Source organism: Algibacter amylolyticus (assembly GCF_014202225.1).
In the GTDB taxonomy this organism is placed as follows: domain Bacteria; phylum Bacteroidota; class Bacteroidia; order Flavobacteriales; family Flavobacteriaceae; genus Algibacter_B; species Algibacter_B amylolyticus.
This window is the reverse complement of sequence record NZ_JACHGE010000008.1, coordinates 152,192-172,277: the sequence shown is the minus strand read 5'-3', so window position 1 is coordinate 172,277 and position 20,086 is coordinate 152,192. Positions and strand designations below refer to the sequence as shown.

At 34.6% G+C, this 20,086-nt stretch carries 11 protein-coding genes; 2 read left to right on the top strand and 9 right to left on the bottom strand.

Annotated features, from left to right (window positions below):
* Positions 1–32: 32 nt before the first annotated feature.
* From HNQ90_RS14410 to HNQ90_RS14395, 4 genes are read right to left on the bottom strand one after another with little or no spacing between them, the layout of a single operon-like run.
* Complete coding sequence (locus HNQ90_RS14410) at positions 33–1,754, bottom strand: RagB/SusD family nutrient uptake outer membrane protein (protein WP_144117798.1); 1,722 nt, start codon at positions 1,752–1,754, stop codon at positions 33–35.
* A 21-nt stretch (positions 1,755–1,775) separates the two neighbouring features.
* Positions 1,776–4,622 carry a SusC/RagA family TonB-linked outer membrane protein gene (locus tag HNQ90_RS14405; RefSeq protein WP_144117799.1) on the bottom strand — a complete coding sequence of 949 codons (2,847 nt, stop codon included), beginning with the start codon at positions 4,620–4,622 and terminating at the stop codon, positions 1,776–1,778.
* A 42-nt stretch (positions 4,623–4,664) separates the two neighbouring features.
* A complete protein-coding gene (locus HNQ90_RS14400) occupies positions 4,665–6,467 on the bottom strand; it encodes a RagB/SusD family nutrient uptake outer membrane protein (protein WP_144117800.1) in 1,803 nt (600 codons plus the stop codon).
* A gap of 10 nt (positions 6,468–6,477) precedes the next feature.
* Positions 6,478–9,633 carry a SusC/RagA family TonB-linked outer membrane protein gene (locus HNQ90_RS14395; RefSeq protein WP_144117801.1) on the bottom strand — a complete coding sequence of 1,052 codons (3,156 nt, stop codon included), beginning with the start codon at positions 9,631–9,633 and terminating at the stop codon, positions 6,478–6,480.
* Between the two features lie 675 nt (positions 9,634–10,308).
* Here HNQ90_RS14395 and HNQ90_RS14390 point away from each other — a divergent pair.
* Entirely contained in the window at positions 10,309–11,643 is a 1,335-nt protein-coding gene (locus HNQ90_RS14390; protein WP_144117802.1) for an exonuclease domain-containing protein, read from the top strand.
* A gap of 9 nt (positions 11,644–11,652) precedes the next feature.
* Here the strand turns inward: HNQ90_RS14390 and HNQ90_RS14385 are convergent, their stop codons facing one another.
* Positions 11,653–14,613, bottom strand: a complete 2,961-nt coding sequence (locus HNQ90_RS14385; RefSeq protein ID WP_144117803.1) for a DNA polymerase III subunit alpha — start codon at positions 14,611–14,613, stop codon at positions 11,653–11,655.
* Entirely contained in the window at positions 14,613–15,827 is a 1,215-nt protein-coding gene (gene dinB / locus HNQ90_RS14380; RefSeq protein ID WP_144117804.1) for a DNA polymerase IV, read from the bottom strand. The genes HNQ90_RS14385 and dinB overlap by 1 nt, the downstream gene beginning before the upstream one ends.
* A gap of 52 nt (positions 15,828–15,879) precedes the next feature.
* Here dinB and HNQ90_RS14375 point away from each other — a divergent pair, with 52 nt between their 5' ends.
* A complete protein-coding gene (locus tag HNQ90_RS14375; RefSeq protein WP_144117805.1) occupies positions 15,880–16,656 on the top strand; it encodes an XRE family transcriptional regulator in 777 nt (258 codons plus the stop codon).
* A gap of 54 nt (positions 16,657–16,710) precedes the next feature.
* On the opposite strand, the gene HNQ90_RS14370 is transcribed toward HNQ90_RS14375, so the two are convergent.
* The 3 genes from HNQ90_RS14370 to HNQ90_RS14360 form a co-directional block, all read right to left on the bottom strand.
* Positions 16,711–17,256, bottom strand: coding sequence for a hypothetical protein (locus tag HNQ90_RS14370; RefSeq protein ID WP_144117806.1), 546 nt, complete (start codon positions 17,254–17,256; stop codon positions 16,711–16,713).
* A gap of 50 nt (positions 17,257–17,306) precedes the next feature.
* On the bottom strand, positions 17,307–17,735 hold the full coding sequence (locus HNQ90_RS14365; protein ID WP_144117807.1) for a GNAT family N-acetyltransferase: 429 nt from the start codon (positions 17,733–17,735) through the stop codon (positions 17,307–17,309).
* A 64-nt stretch (positions 17,736–17,799) separates the two neighbouring features.
* A complete protein-coding gene (locus tag HNQ90_RS14360; RefSeq protein ID WP_144117808.1) occupies positions 17,800–19,755 on the bottom strand; it encodes a protein-disulfide reductase DsbD family protein in 1,956 nt (651 codons plus the stop codon).
* Between the last annotated feature and the right edge of the window lie 331 nt (positions 19,756–20,086).

The following is a 20,086-nucleotide window of genomic DNA, read 5'->3' as shown; positions in this document are numbered from 1 at the left end:
TTTTATTTCTTTTTGTTGGTAAGATTAATACGTTACCATCCTATATTTTGCTCAATAGCATCAAACTTTACCAATTCACTTTGTGGTATTGGCGCATAATTAGCATTGTCTGGATATAACCTAGGTTCCACCACAAACTCTTCGTATTGCGAGCCATTATATTTAGATCCTATAATATCGGTTAAATCATCTAACATATTCCATCGGCGTAAATCGAATAGACGATGCCCTTCAAAACATAGCTCTAATCTACGCTCATTTCTAATAAGTGTACGCATAGCTTCTTTAGATGTTATTCCTGCTAAATAGGTATCTGCAGCATGAAGTCCTGCTCTTTGTCTTATAGCTCCTATTACTGCTCTTGCAGATAAACCGTTAACCATATTATCTGGTCCACCCAATTCATTAGCCGCCTCGGCAAACATTAAATACAAATCGGTGTACCTTAAATATACGTTCATTTTTTCTGATGCAGAAATATTTCCGTTAGCACTAATGGTTACACTAGGATCTAATAATTTTTTAAGGTAATAACCCGATCTAGTAGAACGGAACTGTACTTTATCTATTTCATCGGCACCACCGCCAACACCAGTTCTAACAATTCTACTATCTAAATCATTTCCGTTGTATAAAATATATCTTCTTAACCTAGGATCTCTATTTTGAAATGGATTTGCGGGATTATAATCTGGATGATTTTTTGAGAAAGGTTCTCCATTTATCATTGGAAATGCATCCACTAGATTTTGAGTTGGGTTAAGGCGACCTTCACCATTCAATGACGGTGGAAAATGTTGTTGCTCTACCCAAGTAAATGTATTAGCTACATTCTCTCTCCAAAGTACTTCTGGAAAAACTTTTGTACCAATATTAAAATCATAAAAATCGTAGTGCCCTGTTGGGTTTAATCCGCTAATACCACCATTGTCGTTAAGAAGTTCTGCTAGTATAGTGCTAGTTTTTTGATAATAATCTCCCGAGCCATCTAAAAAAGCTGGACTTGCGGCTAAAAGATTTAACTTAGCTTGAAAAGCCTTTATAATGCGGCCATTTATACGACCATCTTGAGTTTCTCCAAATATAAATTCGTATCTATTAACATCTGATGTGCTATAACGTGCTGGTTGTTTCGAGATATCTCCATCCCAATCCATAGGAATATATTCTAATGCTTCATTAAAATCGTTATTTATCTTCTCGAAAGTTTCAGCAAACTCAGGTCTTGGAATATTAAAATCTGCATCTTTATCTAAAAACTCGGTAATATAGGGTACACCTAAAAGTTTACCTGAAGTGCCAACTCCTGCATGTTCTTGAAGTATCCAAAAATGTCTTAATGCACGCATTGCTAGAGCTTCTCCATACATACGTTGTTTTATAAGATCATTTGTTTCATCATCAAACTTCCATTCCACTTGATCAATTACAGTAAGAAATTTGTTAATATAAAGCACGTATTGATATTGTCCCCACCTACTAGACACAGCGTAATTGGCATTCCATTCGCCTGTAGCCATTCTACGGAAACCGCTTAAGTAATTGGTTACTGCATCATCGGTAGCAGAATCATTAAATAATAGTTGATTGGACATACCCTCGTAGGCATTTAACAATAAACCTTCAGCAAATGCTGGGTCAAAATTCAATCTTTCATCACCAGCAAGATTTTCATCTAGGGGTTCAAAAGTACTACATGCCACAAAAGATAACAGCATCAATGTAACGAATGTATGTTTTATAATAATCTTCATGTCTAGATTTAATTTATATTGTTAAAACTTTGCTCTAAGCCCCAATGAATAATAACGGTACGATGGTGAGGAACTTAAACTTAATTGCTGTATGTCTTTGGTTTTAGAAAACATTAATAGGTTTGCCCCACTAGCATATATACTAAAATCTTGCATATTTAGATCGGATACCAATTGTTTTGGAAAATCGAACGTTAACTGTATACGTTCAATTTTGAAATTACTGGCATCGTACAACCAGAAATCCGATGTTCTACCATGATTATTGGTATTCTCTAAAGATGATAATCGTGGAAAAGTAGCTGTACTTGCCGTAGCTTCTGTCCATCTATCTCTAACCACTTCAGAATATTTATCGCCGCCTTGTGGTTGGTAATAACTATCTGATTTTATACCATCACTCCCCACTTGAGCCGTTAATAAGGTAAATAATGTAAAGGATTTATAGCTCAATTTAATGTCCGACCCAAAAGTCCATGGTGCATCCCATCTTCCTATAACAACTTCGTCTTGTGCATTAACTACACCATCATTATTTATATCTTTATACTTTAAATCTCCAGGTTGTACTGCTCCAAATTCTGGAACAGGAATACCATCCTTTAAAGATCCGTCTGTATCGAAATCATCTACACCAAAAAAGCCAAGCGATTTTAATCCCCAATACGCATCAATAGATGTACCTTTTCTATATTGATATTCATCATCATAAACTTCATCTACTTTAGTTCTTTCTGACGCCGTATATAATACACGAGCTCCAATATCCATACCTAAATCACCAAATTTATCTGAATAATTTATACCCAACTCAAAACCAGAACGCTTATCTGCATTAAAATTTGAATATGGTCGGAACGTATTATAATATTCTGGAAATACTGTTGATGCCAAAGTTGCTTGCTCATCTAATACAGAGCGGAACACATTGGCTTCCACCCATAATTTATTAAAAAAGAGTCCTTCAAACCCAACATTAAAGTCGGTTCTTCGTTCCATTCCTAAATCATAATTCTGACCTCTTTCAATTTTAGTGTATCCGTTTTGAAATCCTGTACCATACTGATCTCCCCATTTATAATTGCCTGCATTCTGTTGGTAGAACTCATCGTAAAGGAAATATCCTGGAACACCCAAATCGGAATAAATAACGCCAACAGAAGAACGTAATTTAAGATAGTTTAACCACGATATGTTTTTTAAAGAAGGTTCTTCAGACAAGATATAGCCAAAACCTAAGGTAGGTGCCAACTTACCTCTATTTCCTTCAGCTAATTTAACCGAATGTACATAAGACGTATTTAAATCGAACAAAAACCTATTGTTAAGTGTGTAGTTTAAACTTAAAGCAGTATGCGTGTTTTTATCAGATTGCGTTACCGATTTAGTGTGAGTGCTGTTAGTAAATCCTAATAAAGAGGCTTTAAACGCATGATTTTCGTTTAATTTCTTTTCGTAGTTTAACATACCAAAAAAGCCATATCTAATTGTAAAAATATTAGTTTCTACATTTTGCTCTAACTGTTTAAGGTCTGTATCGCCCACATTTTCTAAATTGGTAATTAAATTTTCATTACTCCAAGTAGGTTGATATATTGCAAAATTATTATTTACAGTTAAGTTATAACGGTTATAAAAATCAAAACTTAAATATGTTTTTGCCGATAGACCTTCGGTAATAGAACTTAAATCAAAATCGATTGAATTATTAACTTGGCTTATACGCGACATACTAGTTTGTCTTCCTCCTGCTAAAACCGAAGCTATTGGAACATTGCTATTAAAAGATTGGTTACCACCTAATATAAATCCATTAAATTTATTAGCGGCCTCCAAAACTCCTATTAAGTTAGGATTATTGGCTGTATCTATTAAGTTAATAGGCAGTAAAGGCGCGTAAAGATCCGGTCTGAATGTACGTCCTGCATCGTATAAATTTGTTAAAGAGCTTTTATTAACTTCAATAATAGCAATAGCATCCAAACTACTTTTAATCCAATTATTAATTCTAAAATCAATATTACCTCTTATATTAAAACGTTTTGTTCCTTTATCATTATCTCCAAAGCTTTGTAAGGTTTCATCAGATTTAAAACCAAAGTTTATATAATATTTGGTGTCGTCTTTAGCTCCTGAAAAATCACCAATTACATTGGAATAGGTTGCTAGTGAACCAAAATAATCACTAGAATACAAATCTACATCTGGGTATCTAAAGGGATTAACACCACTAGCGTGATTTGCTATTTGATTGTCTGAAAACGTTTGACTCAAACCATCGTTTGCACGTGCTTCATTGTAAAATTGCATATACTCTGCCGAACCAAGATAATTAGGCATTGAGATTGCTGTTTTAAAACCTGTACTAGCACTTACATTAAACTCAGTTTTAGCAGAGCCACGTTTTGTTTTTACAACAATAACACCGTTTTTACCCATAGATCCGTATAAAGTGGTTGCGTTAGCATCTTTCAAGACTGTAATTTCTTGAATTTCCTCCATGTTTAACAAATCGATAGATCGTCCTGGAATACCATCCACAACAATCATAGCACCGCCTAATCCACGAATATTATCGCTGTATTTAAGTCCTGTAATTCTGCCATTTAATGCATCTCTTACCCATTGAGTATTATCATACTTTAAAAATTGATCGGGTACTATTGAAGAGACAGCACCTACGACTTGACTATTTTTTTCGGTTTGAAAACCCAAGTCAATCTCTTTATTAACTTTAGAAGCCAAATCAATACTGTTATTAGCAATAGAATCTGTTCCTTGAGGGTTTTGTCCATATAATGAGAAGGATAGTAGCATATAGCTTCCTAAACATAATAGCGGTTTTTTATATTTTATAAGGTGTTTCATAAATTGGTTGTTATTATCTAATAAAAAAAACAAGTTTAAGTATTACCATCCTGGATTTTGTGGGTATCCTGGATACAGTTCTGTATCGTTTTGAGGAAGGGGTAGCCAATAATGTTTCTCATCAAAAACCTTAGTTCTTATTACTTCTTCTACTAAATTAATAGGTTTACCACTTGAATTTCTATCGAATCGGATTCCTGTTTTTAATCTATATTTCATATCTGTTCCTACTTTCCATCTTCGAATATCCATCCATCTATGATTTTCCCAAGACAACTCCACGGCGCGTTCTCTACGAATTTCATCCATAAACACATTAGGGCTTGTTAAATTAACTGCACTTACATTTAAGCTTCCATCTGGTACTGCACGTTCTCTAATGGCATTTATCGCATCTAGAGCAGAAAGATTAAATCCTGCTGGCTTTCCGTCAATACCATATCCCATAACAGCTGCTTCTGCATACATTAAATATACATCTGTTAATCTAACATGAAGTCTCCATGAAAACACACTTTGATTATCATATTTATTATACCCTTGTGGATACCATTTTTTACCTACATAACCTGTTCTAGTTCCGTTACTCTTACCTGGGTGCCTGTGCGCCCCGCCATCGTAAAACTCGGCATATCTATTTACCTCATCTTCACCAGTAGCTGCACCTAAATTATCGATTAGCTGGTCGCCATCTACAACAACCCATTTATAAAAACGTGGATCTCTGTTAACCCAAGGATCATTAGGGTCGTAAATAGGACTAGCGTCGCAAGACAAACCATCTTTCATTCCAAAATAGTTATGAATATAATTGTGTGTTGGAGAATTTATACCGTTTGCACCATTGAGCGCTCCAAGTTGCCAAGAGTCGGCTAAATAGCCACCAAACCAACCTACTGATCCGGCTTGACCAAATACATACTCGGTTGAGTCTGGGTAAAGTCCACTAGGATCGTAAAAAACATCTTCATAATCTTCCCATTCTTGTAATCTGTAACGCGGTATCTGTATGAGCTCAGCAAACGCATCGGCTGCAAGTTTACAAAGTTCTTCATTATAGCCATAAGTATCACTACTACCTTGCATTAACGGGCTAGCCGCAAATAACAAGTTTTTTCCTTTTAAAGCTAAAGCCGCTCCTTTAGTAATTCTAAACAAATTAGTACCTGCTGTTTGAACTCCTGGCCCCCAACTAGCGTCGTCCCAATCTTCTGGTAATAAGGCAATGGCTTTATCAAAATCTTCATCTATTTTAAGAGCCGTTTCTGCCCATTCTGATGGTCTTTCTATTCTCCAATCATCTTCTAATACTCTATCGATGTATGGCATAGGCCCCCAAAACTTCATAATTTCATGATGAAAAAAGGCTCTAAAAAAATAGGCTTGCCCTAAAATGGCATCAATTTCTTGCTGGTTTGCATCTACCATTAAATCTTCTGCATTAGCAATAACAATATTTGCTTTTCGTATACCTGCCCAACTACTTGGCCATAATGAACTTCTATCAAAAGGAATTCCAGAAGACGTATTGGTCCCTCCGCTAAAATAATTGAATGTATTTCCTTGCCAATCCCAATATCTACCTTCATCTGCAGAATAATCGAAAATCCAAGTTTCTACACCAACAGAATCTTCTCCGTAGTATGGGTAGTTTGCATAAAAGGCCAAAGAATAATCGACAATCATAGCATACATTTCCTCTACAAAACCTTGCGAACTATCAAAGTTCTTAAAAACCTCATTTATGGTAAGATTAGAATCTTGAGGTTTATCTAGATAGTCCTCACAGGAATTCATAACTCCTACAAGACAAAATAGACCTATTAATTTATATAAATTTCTCATTATCTTTTAATTAAAAATTAATTGTTACTCCTAAATTCACCCTTTTAAATATTGGATAATTCCCTCTAAATTCAGATTGATTCCCGACATTCTCTTCCCTATCATCAGGAAGATCAGACCAAAACGCTAAATTATTACCGTTTAAGAACACTCTGTATTGGCTACCTTCATCTGAACCAAACGTGTATGCAACCTCCATATTTTGTAATCTTACAAAAGAAGCATCGTACCAATTTCTATAGGGATCGAAAGCACCCGAGGTACCACCATATCCCGGAAGAATTTCTACTCCGTTAGGGTTATCTACACTCCAGTAATCTGCTTTATCTTCAAAAAACAATGGTGTACTAGCGGCAAATGTTCTGTCTTGAAACTCTTTTGTTGAATTACTAACACCATAAAATTGAACCATAAATGAAAAATTCTTATAGTCTGCCCCTAAATTAAGGTTATATGTATTTTGTGGCCGTGTTGGGTAACCATAAGGTACATTATCGTCGCCATTAATTATACCATCTCCGTTATAATCGATAATATCATAAGATCCCGGTCTTGCCGAACCTTGGTTATTTTCTACAGGAGAAGATCCATAAACGTCATTCCATGATTCCAACATGTCGCCTTGAATAGCCGTTGTATTTTGACCTATTGGATAACCTGCTGCTTTCTGGTAGTCTAGTTTTAACTCTGGATCTTCTTTAAATAAAATCTCGTCCTTAGCATTGGCATAAGCAAAGTTTGCCGATACATTCCAATTATCGGTTAAACGCTTTTTAAAATTTAAGGCAAGTTCCATACCTCTAACTCTTGTTTTACCAAGGTTTACATCGGCAGGATCAAAACCAAAGAAAGAAGGAACACTTCTAGACTCGGTAGGGATTATAATATCGTATCGCTTTTCTTGAAATAAATCCAAATCTACAGTAAACATATTATTAAAGAGTCCCAATTCAAAACCTATATTAGCTTTTTCTGAAGTTTCCCATTGCAAATCAGGGTTACCAATTACTAACTCTCTATACGTAGTATATGGAGATGGATTACTCCAAAGGTCTGCATTGTTCATATACGACGTACCACCACTTCCCCATTGAGACAGGTAAGAATATCTATTTCCGGCTTGATCATCACCAACAATACCAAAAGAACCACGTAACTTAAGCTTATTTACCCACGATACGTTTTCCATAAAGGATTCGTTACTAATAGTCCAACCTACTGCTGCCGAGGGGAAGAAGTCGAATTTATAACCAGGTCCAAATTTCTCAGAACCATTGTATGCACCGTTAACATCTAAAAAATAACGGTTATCATAATTATAAACTAACCTAGCTACCCAATCTTCTCTATATCTAGGTGCTTTATAAACATCGCCATCACCATACTCTTCTCTATTCATTAATGTTAATAGCCCTACAGTATGCTTATCAAATGTTTTATCATAGTTTAATGCAAACTGATAAAATAATCTTCTAGTCGTTTGCCAATCTTGTATTTGTAATGAGTTTCTTGTCCATGGTTGCACTACATAATCAAATTGATTAGTTCCTTGTGGCGTAACTATTTGTTGAGATCCATCAGTAAGGTAAACTTTATAAATTACGTTATCGCCTCCAGAAGGACCACCTTCATAAACACCAGCTTCTCCTCTAAAATTATTATCGTAAGATAAAGACGCTTTCGCGGAAAGACCTTCTGTAATAAAATCTAGTTTTTGGGTAAGTATAAAATCTGTATTTACTTGAACTCTATGATTTTTAGTAGCACCTTTAGCTGAAAGTAATACGGCTGGATTCGCTAACTCGTAATTTTCAACAACTGTACGTCCGTAAGTTCCATCAGGATAAATAGGATAGAATAAACTAGGTGCTAAATTATAAATACTACTATAAAGCAATTGATTGTCTGCTTCGTTACCGTTTTGAATACCATAATGCCCAGAAAGGTTTACAGATAAACGTGTGTTTTTCGAAATATCGAAATCTATATTACTTCTAAAGTTGAAACGATCATAATCAAAACTAGGCGCGTAATCTCTTCCATTATCAAAAGAAGCGCCATCAAATATATCTCCTACATGTTGATAACCAAGTCCACCAAAATACTTTACAGTTTCTGTACCACCGCGTACCGAAAGGTTTACCTTATGGTCCATTGCAAAATCTTTTTGAGTAACATCTACCCAGTCTACGTTAGGATATACATAGCGATCAGTTTCACTTGTTGGGTTTCTATATCTGTCTACAATATTTACTGGAGTATAATCTCCCCAAGCACCTTCATTAATAGAAACCACACGTTCTATAGCCTCATTAACCGTAGAAATAGCATCATAAGAATCATATTTCTGTGGTAATTTTGATGGCGACTTCATTGTAGAACTCGCGCTAACAGAAAGTTGAGCCTTTCCTGTTTTTCCTCGTTTAGTAGTAATAAGAATTACACCATTACCACCTTTTACACCAAATACCGCAGTTGCAGAAGCATCTTTAAGAATAGAGATGGTTTCAATATCATTAGAGTTAACATCATTCATGGTTCTTTCAATACCATCAACAAGAATTAATGGTTGTCCGCTACCATTCCAGCTACTTTGCCCTCGAATATATATTTTTGGACTTTCATCTCCTGGACGTCCAGAAGAAGATACTGTTACAACACCTGGCATACGCCCTGTTAATGCTTGACCAACGGTAGATACACCACCAGATTGCAATATCTCTTCTCCAGTAACCTGCACGATAGATGCTACAACGCTTTCTTTCCTTTGCTTTCCATATCCAACAATAACAATCTCTTCAAGAGCAGCAGTTTCAGCAACCATTACAATATTAATATCTGTACGACCATTAACATTTATAGTTTGGGTAGCAAAACCAACATAACTCGCTACTAATTTTGCGTTTTTTGGCACATTAATAGTAAAGTTACCATCAAAATCGGTCATTACACCATTTGTGGTTCCTTCTTGAAGGATATTAGCTCCTATTACCGGGCCTAACTCTGCCTCTGTAATTGTACCGGTTACAGTAATAATCTCTTGAGGATTTGTTTGAGCCAAAACAGTTAGTTGGGAAATAAAAAGCAGTAATACAAAGAGCCTTGTTTTAAGAACGTACTTAAAACTGAAATCAGGCTGTTTTGTGTAAGGATTTTGTTTTTTCATCTCTAAAATCTGGTTGATACTTGTTTTAAATTGGAAATATTAAGTAAAAAAGATTTTGCCCTTTCTATCTTAATATGCTCCAACTCTAACTAATATATTAACATTATTTTATTATTCTTTTAACAATTACTCTAAATAGTTTAGTAAAAACATATTTTATGCAATGACTAAAAAAATAACACTTAATTTCTTACAAAAACCCGCTTAGCATCCTACAAAATTTCAAATAGATATGAAGCATTATTTATAAGTACATTACAATATTACAAAAAAAAAATGTAAAAAATACATTTATTAATAATATTGACTTATTTACAATAAAAAGTCGAGCTAAAAAACAGCTACATACCCCACTAAAACTAACAATTCGGATATAAGTTAAATTTAAAAAAATATATGTTTTAAAATCTTTTTTATATGCAGAAAAACTATTTTAACACAACTTATACTACCCTAAAATACTTAGAAAAATTAAGATAAGAAATTAGACTCGAACTATACTAATAGTAAGTGTTTATCTCAATAATTACATAACCTAGTAAATGACCACGGATGGGCTAGAGATTGACTCATGTAGGTTTTTTACTATTAAAATTTTTTATTATTTATTTAAGCGTCTTAACAAACATTCAATAATAAGTTTAATAACTTACACCCTAAATAAATTGCGCAAAAATTATGTACACGATTATAGATGTTGAGACTACGGGTCAAGGCAATAAACTTACTGAAATATCTATTTTTAAATTTGATGGCGCTGAAATTATTGACGAATTCACATCCTTAATAAACCCTGAATCCCATATTCCAGACTATATTACAGCATTAACGGGTATAGATAATGGTATGGTTGCCCATGCTCCTACTTTTACAGAGCTTGCCGAAGATATTTTAAAAATTACCGAGAATACTATTTTTGTTGCACACAACGTAAACTTCGATTATAACGCCATTCGTAACGAGTTTAAAGCGATTGGTATGGAATTTAACCGAAAAAAACTATGTACAGTTAGGCTTTCGCGGAAGTTGATTCCGGGGCATAAATCGTATAGTCTAGGTAAAATTTGTACCGATTTGAGCATACCTATTAATGGTAGGCACCGTGCTCGTGGTGATGCCGAAGCTACCGTTATCCTTTTTGAAATGCTACTAAAAGCTGAAAATGCCGAAACCGTTTTTGATAGTTTTCTAAAAAAATCGTCTAAAGAAGGGACTTTACCTCCACATTTACCAAACGCCGTGTTTAACGCTATACCAAACAGCCCTGGTATTTATTATTTTAAGAACAAAAAAGGGAAAGTTATTTATGTTGGCAAAGCTAAAGATTTAAAAAAGCGTGTGTTGGGGCATTTTTATAACAAATCGGAAAAAGAACTAAACCTTTGCCGAGAAACCGCCGATATAGATTTTGAATTATCTGGTAGCGAACTTATTGCTCTTTTAATGGAAGACGCCGCAATTAAACACTACTACCCCGAGTACAACCAAGCCTCGAAAAGAAAACCTAAAGCCTACGCCATTTTTAGTTTCGAGGACCGCAAAGGCATTACCCATTTAGCATACAATACTTTAAAAGCAACACCCAACCCTTTGCTTATTTTTTATAATATTACCGAGTGCCGACAGTTTTTAGAGCGTTTATGCATGCAGTTCGAGTTATGCCCTAAATACTGCCACCTACAAGAAGGCGTTAGCCAATGCTCGCATTTTGCAATTAAAACATGTAAAGGTATTTGTTTTGATAACGAACCTGTTAACACATACAACCAACGTGTAAAAAACGCGATACAACACGCTATAGAAACGTCTCAAAACAAATTGATTAAAGAAAAAGGACGCCATCCAGAGGAAGATGCCTTTGTACTTATTAAAAATGGTGTGTATTTAGGCTACGGCTTTGTTGAAAATACAGCACAAATAACTAACGAAACAGAACTTGAATCTTATTTAATACCACAACAGGATAATGCAGATGTTTGGCGCGTGCTAAGGAAACGACTGATGCAATAAGTCTTTTTTTTAAGTCTCACCTCTAGGATCTGGTAACAACGATAGTTTTTTTGTCCATTGAATATCTACGCTGCAAAAACCAAACTCTTCTGATATTTTACCGCAACAGGCGTACACACCCAAACCGTTTATAGGATATTTTTCTACTACATTATGAAAATGTACGGTATCGAAATAATCACCTTCTTGGTCTACAAACGTACAAAAGCGCATACGTTTGCCGTTGGATCCTTTATGAAACCTTGTGTTTACAAGTACACCATATAGCAATACTATTTTATTAACGTATAGATTCATGGTTTTGGCTTTAATATGATCATAAAAAGCATCGCTTACTAAATCGAAATAATTACAAAGCGGAAAACCGAGTAGTTCCATTTGATCATAAGTATCTTCAATCCATGTCGTTTTTAAACTTGGTAAATTAAACTGTTTATGCTTTGGCTTAAATAATTTTGATTGTGTTGTTTTAGCTTTATTGGCGTTTAATTTAAAAATAGCCTGCCATAACAATTCGGTTTTAGGTTGTTTTGTAAACCTAAAGGCATCAATTCTAATAAGTATAGTCAACTGCTCGATGCTAATAGATACTCTATCTATAAAATCGTCTAAGGATTTAAAACTACCATTAAATTGCCGTTCTGTTAACAACCGTTTTATAGTGAGAATTTCTAAGCTTTTTAAGTAGCCAAAACCTAAATAAATAGTTTTGCCACTTATGGTATTAGGATGCTCACTGCTATTAACGCAAGGTGCTTCAATAATACCGCCACACATTCTTGCTTCGTGTATATAATGTTCGGGACTATAAAAGCCGCCTCCGTTATTTAAAACAGCCACCATAAACTCTAAAGGAAAATAACATTTAAGGTATAAACTTTGGTAACTTTCAACCGCGTAAGATGCCGAATGTCCTTTAGCAAAAGCATAACCCGCAAAACTTTTTATTTGGTCCCAAACCTCGAAGGTAAGCGCATCAGGATAGCCTCTAGTTTTACAATTATTAATAAATTTCTCTTCTACGGCCGTAAATTCTGCTCTCGACCTAAATTTACCACTCATACCACGCCTTAACACATCGGCTTCACCCAAGTCTAAACCAGCAAATTTATTGGCTACTTTTAGCACATCTTCTTGATACACCATAATACCATAGGTTTCAGGCATAATTTCTAAAAGTATGGGGTTTGCTTCTTTGCGTTTTTCAGGATAACGTTGCCTAATAATAAACTCCTTTTTCATGCCCGAACCAGAAACACCTGGTCGTATTATAGAGCTAGCCGCCACCAAACCAATATAATCTTGGGTTTGTAGTTTTTGCATTAAACCACGCATTGCTGGAGATTCTACATAATATGCGCCAATGGCTTTACCCTGTTTTAAAAGCGCATTAATATTAGGGTCGTTTTTAAATTTTTCAACCTGGGTAATATCTATAGGTGGCAATTCGGGTCTGTTATATTTTACAATATCTATGGTGTCTTTAATTTTTGCTAAACCTCGTTGTCCTAAAATATCGAATTTAAAAACGCCAACATCTTCGGCAATAATCATATCAAACTGTACCGTTGGAAAACCCTTTGGAGGCAAATTGGTAGCCGAATAATAATGTATGGGTTTATCTAAAATTAACACACCACAGGAGTGCACACTTAAATGATTGGGAAACCCTTTTATTAAATCGCCGTATTTTAAAACAAGCTGCGAAATGTCATCTAATTTATTCTGCCCGTGTTTATCTGCACTTAGCTTATCAATTTCTTCTTTTGGTAGCCCAAATACTTTTCCTAACTCTCTAACTACCGCTCTATATTTAAACGTGTTATAGGTTGCTAATAGCGATACGTTTTTAAATCGTTTAAAAATATAATTGGTAACATCTTCGCGCTCTTTCCACGAAAAATCAATATCAAAATCTGGTGGCGATGCTCTAAATGGGTTAATAAATCGCTCGAAATATAAATCTAATTCTATGGGGTCCACATCGGTTATTCCTATAATATAAGCTACAATACTATTAGCACCACTACCTCGCCCTACATGCACATAGCCTTTACTTTTTGAGTAACTAACAATATCGTAATTAATTAAGAAGTAAGACACAAAATCCATTTGCCTTATTGTTTTTAATTCTGTTTCTAACCTGTTTTTTACCTTAGCATCTGGTTTACTATAGCGTTTATGCAAATTATCGTTACAGAGTTTTACTAAAAACTGATAATCTTCTTCTTTCGAGTTAAGATATACACTTTGGTTTTGAGACACGCGATCTTTTCCAAAGGCAAAATTAATATGGCAGCTATCTAATAGTTTTTCTGTATTTGAAATGATATGCGGATATTCGGCATATAGGTTTCGTAAATCGTTTGCACTAAGCATAACATCGTGTTCGCCACACTCTTCGGTTTTTTGTAACTTACTTAAAAGGGTATTATTATCTATGGCACGCAATAAACGATGCGCATTAAAATCGCGTTTATTTCTTATGGTAACTTGCTGCTGAATGACTAATTTATTGGTGTACGACTTATAATTTGAAAACGGCAATTTTTTAAGTTCGGTCACCGAAACACCAATAAACTCATTATCCTGAAACTCTTCTTTTTCTAGTTGCATAACGCGCTCCAAAGGATAAATAAAAGAAGTGCCTTTTAAAACAGGAGCTAGTTCTGGTAGTGCTGTTTTACTATGCTCGTACCCTGACAAAAAGCTATTTAATTCTTGAAATCCTAAATTAGTACTAGCTAAACCCACATACAATTGCTTAGCGCCATTTCTAAAATCAATACCAATTACAGGTTTTATGTTAAACGCTTGAGATTGTCTAACAAAATTTAAGCATGCCGATGTGTTATTAATATCTGTTAATGCCAATGTAGTGACACCGTTTTCTTTAGCGAGCATTAATAAATCGACTTCAGAAAACGTACCATAGCGCAACGAATAATATGAATGACAATTGGTATACATTATTGTTTACGGTGTGCTAATATTATAGGCGGATCGCCATTAAATGGATTTTGAGAGCTTGCTACCGATTTAGCGCCAATAGATGCTGCTTTTTGAATACTTAACGCGCCATAACGACTACGAATAGTATCTAGAGCACTATACAGACTAAGCATCTCTTCGGTGTCATCAAATAAATTAATTTGGTAATTGCCACTAACCAAATTGCTGATTTTTACGCCAACAAGACGAATTAACAAACGCCGTTGGTATAGTTTATTAAACAACTCTAACACTCTAGGAATAATAACATGGTCGGCACTGGTATAAGGAATATTAACTTGCTTAGAATAGGTGTTAAAATCTGAATATCTAATTTTAACGCTAATACATGCAGCCAACTTATTGCCTTGTCGTAATTGGTATGCTAGGTTTTCGGCCATAGCAAAAATGGTGGTGCGTAGCTTAACCATATCAATAGTATCTTTAGTAAAAGTGCGCTCTATAGATATCGATTTTCGTTCATGGTAAGGAATTAAAGGTGGGTTATCAATACCATGAGCGCGTTTCCAGATGGTAACACCATTTACACCTAATACACTGCGTAACATCTCTACAGGCATTTGCTGTATAACACGTACTTTATCAATACCCAAGTTTCGCAGAATTTGATACGTTTTATCGCCTACCGATGGTATTTTTTTTATGGATAATGGTGCTAAAAACGATTTTTCAAAACCATGATCTATTCGTAATTGATTGTTGGGTTTAGCTTCTCCTGTAGCTACTTTCGATACTATTTTATTAGCCGATAAACCAAAGGAAATAGGCAAGCCTGTTTCTTTTATAATGGTGTGTCTTAATTCTGAAGCATATTTGTAACTCCCAAAAAACTTATCCATCCCACTTAAATCGGCGTAAAACTCATCGATACTCGCTTTTTCAAAAACAGGTGCTTTTTCTTTGATTATCTCTGTAACCAAATGCGAATGCTTGGTGTAAATTGATGAGTTACCACGTATTACAACTGCCTCCGGACACAAGCGTTTTGCCATACGCATAGGCATGCCAGAATGCACACCAAAACGCCTAGTTTCGTAACTGCATGCTGCCACCACACCTCTATCGCCTGTGCCACCAACTAATAACGGGCGCTTTTGTAATCGGCTATCAATTAGGCGTTCGCATGACACAAAAAAGGTATCTAAATCCAGATGTAAAATATTTTTTTTCACATCACAAAATTAACTACATATTTAAGTAATTATTGCTTACATTTGTAGTATTATGAGTTTTATATCAAAAAACATTAAACATTTAAGAGGGCTTAAAAAGCTATCTCAAGAAGGCCTTTCGGAAGAGTTAAAGGTTAGTCGTTCGCGCATAGGCTCTTACGAAGAAAGCCGTTCGGCACCAACTATAGAATTTCTAATTAAACTATCCGATTATTTTAAAATACCTATTGATATTTTACTAAGAAATGATTTAACTAAAGCCAAAGACTTTTCGTTTATAGAATTAAATAACCAGCGTGTTTTATTCCCGATAGCTGTTGATAGCGACAATGAAAACCTAATAGAAGTTGTTCCTGTAAAAGCGTCGGCGGGATATTTATCTGGTTATGATGACCCTGAGTATATTGAACAACTTCAAAAAATAAAACTGCCTTTTTTACCTACAGGAAAACACCGTGCATTTCCTATTAAAGGCGACTCTATGTTACCCATGAAAGATGGCTCGTTTGTTATTGGCCGTTTTGTTGAAAACAGAAGCGAAATACAAAGCGGAAAAACCTATGTGCTTATTACTTTAAATGATGGTATGGTTTATAAGCGTGTTATGAATAATATTGACTTTAACGGGGAGTTATTTTTAATATCAGACAATAAAACCTATAACGGTTATAGCGTACCTATTGATGAAGTTCTAGAACTTTGGGAGTTTACTTGTAGCATTAATACACAAGAATACACCGAAGAAGAATTAAAAATAAGCAGTATTTTAGGTATGTTTAATGAATTGGGAGTCGAGCTAAAATCGCTTGAGAAAAGCCTAAAACAATAGCACTAATTTAGAATTAACTTATGTGTTATTGTAATACAATACTTTACATTGTGTTTAATATTTTTTTTCTTTTTTCATTTCTCCGTTATCATAATAAGTTGTCCAAACTCCATTTTTATTCCCGTTAACTATTTGACCTTCTTTATATAAAAAGTAAGTTTCCATTTTTTTTGAAAATCTATAAAACTGGCTAAATGTTTTATAACTGATATGGTCGTGAGATTCAAGAAACTCATCCAATGATTTAGCATTTGAATCTATTTCGGTCGTAAGGTAATCTTCAACCTTATTACCTTTTCGGTTAAAGATTTCTATCCTCTTTATATTTCCATAATTATCCAAACAATATTCATTTGCGATGTGTCCATTTTTATAATATTGAACGATTCTTCCAGTTCCTACAGAATAATTATCTGAATTATACTCATAAGTCGTCCTACAGGATATCCTCCTTACTTTACCATTTTTATAAAATGTAGTGTCCGCCTCACAACTAACTACTTCTAAATCTTTTATAAATTCAAGAAACCTAGCTGTATGTTGCGCATTTGAGAAATGAACAATTAAAAACGAAATTATGATTGTAAAAACACCTTTCATCCAAATATTATGCTACTTTTCAAAACTTATAACCAATAATTACCTTAAAACTAATGCTTTGTTAGTCTATACACATTGGTTTCTCTTTTTACAAAACCTATTTTTTGGTATAACCTATTAGCAGCTACGCGCTCTGGACTAGATGTTAAATTAATACTATTTATATTTTTATCAAACGTATAATCTATAGCAAATTCGGTTAATGCTTTACCAACACCCTTGCCTCTTGCAGCACTATCTACAACAACATCTTCAATCCAAACTTTATTTCCTGTTGGGATTTTAGTAAATACTAAAGTTAACGTACCTAATATTTTATCATCCTCTTCGGCAACAAAAAGTACCGTGTTTTCAGATTTAACAATAGCCTCCAAATCTTCTTTTTCTGGTAAAACACAACTAGAAGAAAGTTGTGGTATTAAGCTTTTAAAGTCATTAAGAATTTTATCGGTTACTGTTACAAGCTCATAAATTTCCATAGCTATAAATTTAGGTTTATTTGATTACTAAAGAACGGATTTAAAACTACAAAACTAAATCATTCTACTTTTTAAAGTTAGAAATACCTGTTTCTAGCCATTTATTATACACCTCAGCATCTGGCGTATACGCTACAGGATCTATTAAATTATTTTCAGAATGATCCATTAACACATAAAATGGTTGCGAATTCGTTTTGTATTTAATGGTTTGCAATTCACTCCATTTCTGACCAATATATTTTAGTTTTTTTCCTGGTTTTAGTTTAGACTCCACAACATCATCTGCATTCAACTTTCTCTTATCATCTACATAAAGCGAAATAAGAACCACATCATTTTTCAACTTTTCTAAAATATTAGGTTTTACCCAAACATTTTGTTCCATTTTTCTGCAATTTACACAAGCATGCCCCGTAAAATCAATCATAACCGGCTTTCCTACTTTTTTAGCATAAGCCAAACCTTTATCGTAATCGTTAAATGCTAAAATATTATGTGGTGGCATAAGGTGAGCGCCATCAGGAATATCGCCATGAGCACCGGCAGACGCTCCACCAACACCGTAAGGCGACTCGCTATAATGCTGCGGTGGTGGAAATGCACTTATTAAATTAAGTGGCGCGCCCCAAAGCCCAGGAATCATATAAATAGTAAATGCTAAAACAATAAGTCCTAAACTTAAACGCCCTACCGAAATATGTGATAATGGCGAATCGTGAGGTAGCTGTATTTTACCAAAAAGGTAAAAGGCCAAAGCTCCAAATATGGCAATCCAAATGGCTATAAACACTTCGCGCTCTAACCAATGTAATTGTAAAACTAAATCGGCATTCGATAAAAATTTAAATGCTAAGGCTAACTCCAAAAACCCTAAAACAACTTTTACTGTATTTAACCAACCACCAGATTTTGGTAACGAATTTAACCAACCCGGAAAGGCTGCAAATAAGGCAAATGGTAAGGCTATAGCTAACGAAAAACCAAGCATACCTACAATTGGTCCTATTTGACTTCCTCCAGAAGCAGCTTCAACCAGCAAAGTACCTACAATTGGTCCTGTGCACGAAAAAGATACTATAGCTAAGGCCAACGCCATAAAAAAGATGCCAATTAAGCCACCTCTATCTGCTTGAGAATCCACTTTATTAGCCCAAGAATTTGGTAACATAATTTCGAAGGCACCCAAAAATGACACAGCAAATACTATTAATAAAACAAAGAAAATAATATTAAACCACACGTTGGTTGATAAGGCATTTAGTGCATCGGCACCAAAAATTAAACTTACCAATATACCTAGCAAAACATAAATTGCAATAATTGAAATACCATAAATAATGGCGTTTCTAATACCTACTGCTTTATTTTTACTTTGCTTTGTAAAAAAGCTCACCGTCATTGGAATCATTGGAAAAACACATGGCGTTAATAAGGCTGCAAACCCGGAAAGAAACGCAATAAAAAAGATAGACCAAATGCCTTTTTCTGAACTAGAATCGATTGCTTGAGACACCTCTTTTTGTACCTTTTCGGTAGTGTTGGCAGTAAGAGTATCTACTCCTGCGGTAGCTTCGGAAAGCTTAAATTCTAAATCGACCTCGGTTGGTGGTAAACATCGTGCATCATCACAAACCATAAACTCTACAAAAGCTTGCACTATTGAAACATCTCCTTTTACATTAATTTTTTGTTTGAAGATTGCCGTGTTTTCAAAAAACTTAATAGTCATTTCGAAAACAGGATCGTTAACGGTATGCCCTTTTCCTTCTGAGGTGTTACCTATTAACTGAATTTGCCCTTCGCTATCATTAAAAGTAAATGTTGTTGGTATCGGACCATCTTGTGGTACGTTTTGCGAATATAAATGCCAACCAGAATCTATAGTTGCTTTCGATATTAACACATATTCTGTATCTGCTATTTTTTCGACCGAAGTGGACCATTTTACTGGTTCTAAAACTTGCGAACGCCCTACAAAGACAGTTAACAGTGCGAAAAATAAAAATAGGTTCCTCATTATTTAATTTATCATTATTTAACTTTAGAATTGAATTTTACTTCAAAACCATAAAATTACAAATTGTAAATGTACCAATTGTAACATTGTTTACACTTCTTTTCGATTCAATTTGGAAACTATAGTCTCTAAATAGACTTTAAACTAACACTACAACGGAGATTTTTATAACGAATTACTACGACATAACTTAATCGTTAATCCACAATTAGGAGCCAGTTTAGTTAGAGCTATAAAAAATGAAACACCCAAGACTCAACCTCTTGGGTGCTTTCTTGAAACATAACATAAGAATCAAGTTTCAATACAACTAAAAAAAATTAACTAAATT